Origin of the sequence: Delftia sp. ZNC0008, assembly GCF_000799035.1 — a bacterium.
In the GTDB taxonomy this organism is placed as follows: Bacteria; Pseudomonadota; Gammaproteobacteria; order Burkholderiales; family Burkholderiaceae_C; genus Comamonas; species Comamonas tsuruhatensis.
Genome location: NZ_JTKZ01000493.1, coordinates 35,748 through 42,152, shown reverse-complemented (window position 1 = coordinate 42,152; position 6,405 = coordinate 35,748). Strand labels below are relative to the sequence as shown.

The 6,405-nt window shown below is 67.3% G+C and carries 9 protein-coding genes and 1 pseudogene; 6 read left to right on the top strand and 4 right to left on the bottom strand.

The genetic code is table 11. The features are described from left to right. Positions 1-307: pseudogene (locus tag L995_RS16650) on the top strand (DUF4124 domain-containing protein); the annotation flags it as partial. A 19-nt stretch (positions 308-326) separates the two neighbouring features. Here the strand turns inward: L995_RS16650 and L995_RS16645 are convergent. Together L995_RS16645 and L995_RS16640 are read right to left on the bottom strand one after the other, a co-directional pair. After that, complete coding sequence (locus L995_RS16645; RefSeq protein WP_016448868.1) at positions 327-671, bottom strand: RnfH family protein; 345 nt, start codon at positions 669-671, stop codon at positions 327-329. Further along, positions 664-1,116, bottom strand: coding sequence for a type II toxin-antitoxin system RatA family toxin (locus L995_RS16640; RefSeq protein ID WP_016452375.1), 453 nt, complete (start codon positions 1,114-1,116; stop codon positions 664-666). The genes L995_RS16645 and L995_RS16640 overlap by 8 nt, the downstream gene beginning before the upstream one ends. Positions 1,117-1,284: 168 nt before the next feature. Here L995_RS16640 and smpB point away from each other — a divergent pair, with 168 nt between their 5' ends. The 4 genes from smpB (at position 1,285) to L995_RS16620 (ending at position 3,695) form a co-directional block, all read left to right on the top strand. Next, positions 1,285-1,758 carry an SsrA-binding protein SmpB gene (gene smpB, locus L995_RS16635; protein WP_016448870.1) on the top strand — a complete coding sequence of 158 codons (474 nt, stop codon included), beginning with the start codon at positions 1,285-1,287 and terminating at the stop codon, positions 1,756-1,758. A gap of 109 nt (positions 1,759-1,867) precedes the next feature. After that, the gene (locus L995_RS16630) at positions 1,868-2,284 is read left to right on the top strand and encodes a hypothetical protein (RefSeq protein ID WP_016448871.1); all 417 of its coding nucleotides are present in this window, start codon (positions 1,868-1,870) and stop codon (positions 2,282-2,284) included. A 30-nt stretch (positions 2,285-2,314) separates the two neighbouring features. Then, a complete protein-coding gene (locus tag L995_RS16625) occupies positions 2,315-2,848 on the top strand; it encodes an RNA polymerase sigma factor (protein ID WP_016448872.1) in 534 nt (177 codons plus the stop codon). Positions 2,849-2,858: 10 nt separating this feature from the next. After that, a complete protein-coding gene (locus tag L995_RS16620; protein WP_046240363.1) occupies positions 2,859-3,695 on the top strand; it encodes an anti-sigma factor family protein in 837 nt (278 codons plus the stop codon). A gap of 15 nt (positions 3,696-3,710) precedes the next feature. Here the strand turns inward: L995_RS16620 and L995_RS16615 are convergent, their stop codons facing one another. Continuing rightward, positions 3,711-4,406, bottom strand: coding sequence for a DAPG hydrolase family protein (locus tag L995_RS16615; protein ID WP_012204844.1), 696 nt, complete (start codon positions 4,404-4,406; stop codon positions 3,711-3,713). A gap of 156 nt (positions 4,407-4,562) precedes the next feature. Between L995_RS16615 and L995_RS16610 the strand changes: the two genes are divergently transcribed. Beyond that, positions 4,563-5,228 (top strand): TetR/AcrR family transcriptional regulator, encoded by a 666-nt coding sequence (locus L995_RS16610; protein WP_046240364.1) that lies wholly within the window; start codon positions 4,563-4,565, stop codon positions 5,226-5,228. A gap of 75 nt (positions 5,229-5,303) precedes the next feature. On the opposite strand, the gene L995_RS16605 is transcribed toward L995_RS16610, so the two are convergent. Then, positions 5,304-6,395 carry an enoyl-CoA hydratase/isomerase family protein gene (locus L995_RS16605; protein ID WP_016448876.1) on the bottom strand — a complete coding sequence of 364 codons (1,092 nt, stop codon included), beginning with the start codon at positions 6,393-6,395 and terminating at the stop codon, positions 5,304-5,306. Positions 6,396-6,405: the final 10 nt, after the last annotated feature.

Here is a 6,405-nt window from a genome sequence, read left to right as displayed (position 1 = left end):
CCGCGTACCTGCTGCAGCCGCCAAGGACACCAAGTCCGCAGGCACCGACAAGGCCCTGGAAGAGCAAAAGCGCAAGGCCGAAGCCCAGGAGGCCGCCAAGGCCAAGGCGGAAAAGGAACGGATTGCCAAGCAGCGCCAGGACAACTGCGCACGCGCCAAGCAGTCCAAGACCGCGCTGTCTTCGGGCCGCCTGCTGGGCTACACGAATGAGCAGGGCGAGCGCGGCTTCATGGACGACGCCACGCGCGATGCGGAACTCAAGCGCGCCGACGCCATCATCGCCTCCGATTGCGGCGCAATGCGCTGATCGCCGAATCCGGGCCGGCTCAGTAGCCGGCCTTGGCTCCAGGCCTCTGGCGCTGGAACAGCCCCGTGGCCCGAGCGCCCTGGCGTGCGAAACGCTCGCGGCGCGCCACCTTGGGGTCCACGGTCAAGGGCCGGTACAGCTCCACTCGGTCACCGTCGCGCAGGGCTTGCGTCAAAGGCGCGCTGCGGCCCCACAGGCCTGCCGGCCCGGCCTGCGCAAAGCCCAGCGCCTGCCAGCCGCCCGCCGCCGCCACCGCATCGGCAATCGTGGCACCGGCCGGCAATTGCAGAAACAGCTCGACGACTTCGCCGGCGCGCGCACTGCAGGCCAGCGTGATGCGCACAGCGGGCTGGGGCTCAGCCATAGACCTGCTCGGCACGCTTGATGAAGGCATCGACCATGGAGCCTGCAATGCGGTCGAACACCGGGCCGACCACGGCGGCAAGGGCCATGTTGTCGAAACCGTAGTCCAGTTGCAGTTCGACACGGCAGGCGCGCTGCGATCCGTCGCCCACGGGGCGGAACATCCAGTGGCCCTCCAGCCGCGAGAACGGCCCCTTGATCAGGCGGATGCTGACCTGGCGCCCGCCATCGTCGAGCACGCTGTGCGTGTTGCGCGTGACGAAGGACTTGCGCATGCCGCCGAATGCAATGCCCACCTCGGCCGTCATGCCCTGCTCGTCCTGCTCCAGCACCCTGGCCTGATCGCACCAGGGAAGGAAGTCGGCATAGTGGGCCACGTCCGTCACCAGGGCAAACATTTCTTGGGGGCTGTACCAGATCAGGACGGACTTGTTGACTTTTTTCATGAATGGGGCGGGCTGCACGGCATGCAAAACACCGGCAGCGCCGCCATGGCACAGCCGGCTGTCACAATGACGGCAAGGCGAAACTAAAATCCCGCACGGCGGGAAGACGGCAATCCAGTATTGTAGGGAGACCTTTCATCTCCAGGTTTTCGCCGCATCTATTACTCCATGGCCAAGAAACCTGAAACACAGTCGCGCATCGCCGACAACAAAAAAGCCGCATTCAACTACTTCTTCGAGGAACGCTTCGAGGCCGGCATCGTGCTGCACGGCTGGGAAGTGAAGGCACTGCGCAGCGGCAAGGTGCAGTTGACGGACGGCTACGTCATCGTCAAGGACGGCGAGCTGTTCCTGCTCGGCTGCCAGATCAACCCGCTCAAGACCGCCTCCACCCACGTCAACCCCGACGCGGCGCGCATCAAGAAACTGCTGCTCAAGAAGGACGACATCCTGCGCCTGATCGGCAAGGTGGAGCAAAAGGGCTTCACCCTGGTGCCCATCAACCTTCACTGGAAGAACGGCTATGTCAAATGCGACATTGCCCTGGCCAAGGGCAAGGCCGAGCACGACAAGCGCGACGTGATCAAGGACCGCGAAGGCAAGCGCGAGGTCGAGCGCGCCATGAAGAGCTTCAACCGTTGACGGGCATCCGCAGCTTTTTTTGCACTGCTGCGGAATAAACCGGCACGGCCCAGTGTTCATTGCAGTGTCCGGCCGCAATTTCGCGCGCCGGCAAGCACCGGAGACAGCGATGAAGAAGCTCGGCATGAAACTTGGTACCTGTGCCTTCACGGCAGCCCTGACATTGGCCCTGGCAGGCTGCTATTCCGCGCCTGCGGCCAACGCCTCTGGCCAGACGCCGCCCAGTGCGGTCAGCGTGCAAAACGGCATTCTGGTCGGCGCCAACGGCATGACGCTCTATACCTTCGACAAGGACACGGCCGGCAGTGGCAAGTCCGTCTGCAATGGCCCCTGCGCGACCAACTGGCCGCCCCTGATGGGCAAGCAGGCGCCCTCTGGCGGCAACTACAGCGTGATCCAGCGCGACGATGGCAGCAGCCAGATCGCCTACAAGGGCAAGCCCCTGTACTACTGGGTGAAGGACGGCAAGGCCGGCGATACCACGGGCGACGGCGTCATGGGCGTCTGGCATACCGCACGCCCCTGAGTCCGGCCCCCTGCGCGATCGGACCCGCCCATGGACCGCAGCCAGATCCTGGAGCACCTGCCCGGCCTGCGCCGCTACGCGCGGCTGCTGGCAGGCGATGCCTGGGCAGCCGACGACCTGGTGCAGGACACGCTGGAACGCGCCTGCCGCAAATGGCTGCTGTGGCGCTCCGATGGCGATCTGCGCGCCTGGCTGTTCACCCTGATGCACAACCTCTACCTGAACCAGCGGCGCTCTGCCGCACGAGGGCAGTGGCTGGACATCGACAGCCTGTCCGAGTCCCTGGCAGCGCCCGAGGACAGCAGCGACGCTGCCCTGGACCTGGAGCGCTGCCTGCAGCGCCTGCCCGCCGAGCAGCGGGCCGTGCTGCTGCTGGTCAGCGTGGAGGACATGAGCTATGCCGACACGGCGCGCGTGCTGCAGCTGCCCCTGGGCACCGTGATGTCGCGCCTGTCGCGCGCACGCTCCCGGTTGCGCGAGCTGATGGAGGCACCGCCCGCAGCTTCGCCCGCCCAGACTGCTGCACCCCAAGCCGCAGCCCCGTCGCTGCGCCGGCTCAAATGACGAGGCCGCCATGACTGCCCCCGCCCCCTCCTCCCCCTCCTCCTGTGTCTCGGCTGCCACGGCCATCCCCGACGAGCAGCTGCATGCCCTGGTCGATGACCGCCTGCCGGCCCCACAGGCACAGGCGCTGCGCGAGCAGCTGGATGCAGACAGCGCAGCACGCGTGGAGCAATGGCAGCGCCAGCGGCAGCTGCTGCGCGCCCTGCACGGCGCCCGCAGCGAACCGCCCATGCCCGATGAAATGCGCGCCGCCGCCGAGCAGCTGCAGGGCCTGCAACAGCGCCAGCAGCAATGGTGGCGCTGGGGCGGCATGGCCGCAGGCTGGCTGCTGGCCTTCGGCCTGGGCTGGCTGGTGCACGGGCAGCAGGCAGCGCCTGCGGCACCCTCAACGGCGGACACGCTGGCCGCTGCCGCACCTGCCCGCTTCGCCCATCAGGCAGCAGTCGCCCACGCGGTCTACCAGCCCGAGCAGCGCCACCCGGTCGAGGTCGAGGCAGCGCAACAGGCCCATTTGCTGCAATGGCTTTCCAAGCGGCTGGGCCGGCCGCTGAAGCTGCCAGCCCTCACGGAACTGGGCTATGAGCTGGTGGGCGGCCGGCTGCTGCCCGGCGACAGCGGCGCACGCGCCCAGTTCATGTACCAGGATGCGGCCGGCGAGCGCATCACCCTGTATCTGGGCGCGCTGGAGGACCCGGCCACGCGTGGCGAGACCGCCTTTCGCTTCAGCAGCGACGGCCCCGTGCCCAGCTTCTACTGGGTGGACCAGGGCTTTGGCTATGCGCTCAGCGGCGCCCTGCCGCGCAACCGGCTGCTGCAGCTGGCCACGGCCGTGCACCAGCAGCTTTGAAGCCTGGGGCCACGGCTACCAGGGCAGCGGCGCCGCCTCGCCGTTGCCATGTTCGCCGTAGTACAGCGAGGGCAGGAAGCGCGACAGGTAGGTGAACTCCGTGTAGCAGTGGCGCAGCAGGCCCAGGCCCAGCGCGTCCGGCAGCTCGGCCGCCGGGTCAGCGCAGGACTGGCCCAGCAAAAAGCGGCTGCGCAGCACGCAGCCAAAAGGCGTGTCACGCGCCAGGTGCACCATCTGCCCGTCCATGGGGTCCCCGCTGGCATCCAGCTGCACATGCTCGCCGAAGCCGATACGCGCATACACGGCGGCCGATGCGCGTTTTTCGGCAAAGGCCAGCTCCAGCTGCGCAGGGTCGAACAGCTCGCGCGGATCGTGGAACTTGAGCCTGGCCGCCACGGGCGGAATATCGGCCAGGGACTCCACCGCTTCGATGGACGCGCCGATATAGCTCTCGCCCTTCTTCCATTGCGCATCCCAGCCACGATGCGCGATGTGGTCATGCGGATGCCACCACTTGATGTGCTGCGTGGTCTCGAAGAACTTGAACCACCAGTCCAGCATGCGGCCGCTGCAGCCGTGCAGGTCGGTGCGGCAGGCCACCACCAGACAGCCGCTGGGCAGGCGCTGGATTCCCGTCTCCAGCCGCAGCGGCGTGATGTGCAGCAGCTCGTCGATGCGGGAAATGTCGGGCTCGAAGGCATGGGAGTTCATGGGTGTTTTCCGTTCCTGGGTTGATGAGGAAAAGCCATCTTATATTAAAGAAACGCACATCGTTTCCAAACAATCGGATAATCCCGGCCGGGTAACAAAATGCTGCACAACCAGGCACGACCCTGCACAACACCGAACGGAACGACAAGAAATCCAATGGAATCCGAAATCACTCCTGCGGCCCCCAGGCCGCGCGGGCGGCCGGCCCGGCCCGAGCACGAGGCCAACGATGCCGCCCTGGCCGCCGCCACCTGGCTCTTGCTCAACGAAGGCTATGCCGCCACCACCATGGAAGCCGTGGCCAGGCGCGCGGGGCTGGCCAAGAAGACGCTCTACCGCTTTGCCGCCAACCGCGAGGATCTGGTGGCCCTGGTGGTGCGCAGCTGGACCGACGGTTTCCGCCCCGCCCTGTCGGCCGATGCGCAGTCGGCCTCAGAGGTGGCTCCGGCGCTGGCCGAGATCCTGCGCGTGATTGCCGCGCGCGTGCTGTCGGCCGAGGCGGTGGGGATGTTCCGCCTGCTCACCACCGATTTCCCCGCCAAGCCCGAGTTGCTGGAGGTCTACCAGCGCAACGGCATAGAGCGCGGCCGCGGCATGCTGGTGGACTGGCTGCGGCGCCAGTGCGCGAAGGGGTTGCTCAGGGCAGAGCAGCCCGATGTCATCTGCGACCTGTTGCTGTCCATGGCCATTGCCGAGCCGCTGCGGCAGATGGCCCTGGGCCTGACGCCGCCCGTGCCCGAATGGGATCCGGGCCCGCGCATTGACGACGCGGTACGGCTGCTGGCAGGCCATTCCTGCCGCATGGAGCCCGCTGATCGCTGAACCGAAAAAAAGGCCATCCGGCGCGGTGCCGGATAGCCTTTTGAACCCTTGGAGGTTTGAGCAACCGCCGCGCGATCAGTCCAGCGCCGCCAGCGGGTGCGAGTGCACTGGCCAGGGGCTGTCGAAGAAGGCACGCCATTGCGCGTCCTGCACGTCTTCGATGCGCGCGGGGTTCCAGCGCGGTTGGTGGTCCTTGTCCACGGCCAGGGCGCGAATGCCTTCGATGGTCTCGCTCTGGCCGGGGCGCAGGTAAAAGCAGTGGCGCACCATGTCGCGCTCCATGCGCAGGTCCTGGGCCAGCGTCATGCCGCGTGCGCGGCGAATCTGCTCCAGCACCACGTGCAGCATCAGCGGCGAGCGCTTGCGCAGCGTGGCTGCCGTGTGCTGCGCCCACTCGCCATCCGCCGCTTCCAGTGCCTGCACCATGGCAGCCACCGTGGGCAGGGCAAACACGCGGTCGATCTCGGCGCGGGGCTGGGCCGCTGGCTTGGCCGGGGCCGTGAACTTCGACTTCACCAGCGCCTCGACGGCCGCTGCATCGGCAAAGCTGCCGGCGGCCAGGGCATCCCACAGCGCAGGCTGCTGGTCCGAGGGCAGATAGCCATCGGCCAGGCCGAAGTCCAGCGCGTCGGCCGCGCCGATCACGTCGCCCGTCAGCGCCAGCCACTCACCCGCGTGACCGGGGCAGCGCGATAGGAAGTAGCCGCCACCCACATCGGGGAACAGGCCGATGGCCGTCTCGGGCATGGCCATCTTGGTACGCTCGGTGACGATGCGCAGCGTGCCGCCCTGGCTGATGCCCATGCCGCCGCCCATGACGATGCCGTCCATGAAGGCGATGTAGGGCTTGCCGAAGGTGTGGATCAGGTGGTTGAGCGCGTACTCCTCGGTGAAGAAGTCCTCCAGCTGCGGATTGCCCGTGCTGCCTGCGCCGTGCAGAAAACGGATGTCGCCGCCCGCGCAGAAGGCGCCGAAGGCCCCTTCCTTGCCCATGCCGCGGATGGCCACGGCCAGCACCTGATCGTCCTTTTGCCAGGCCAGCAGGGTGGCCAGCAGATCGCGCACCATGCCCAGCGACAGCGCGTTCAGCGCCTTGGCCCGGTTCAAGGTGATCATGCCAATGCGGCCCCGCACTTCGCTGAGGACTTCGCCGGCAGCTCCCGTCATATCTTGCTCC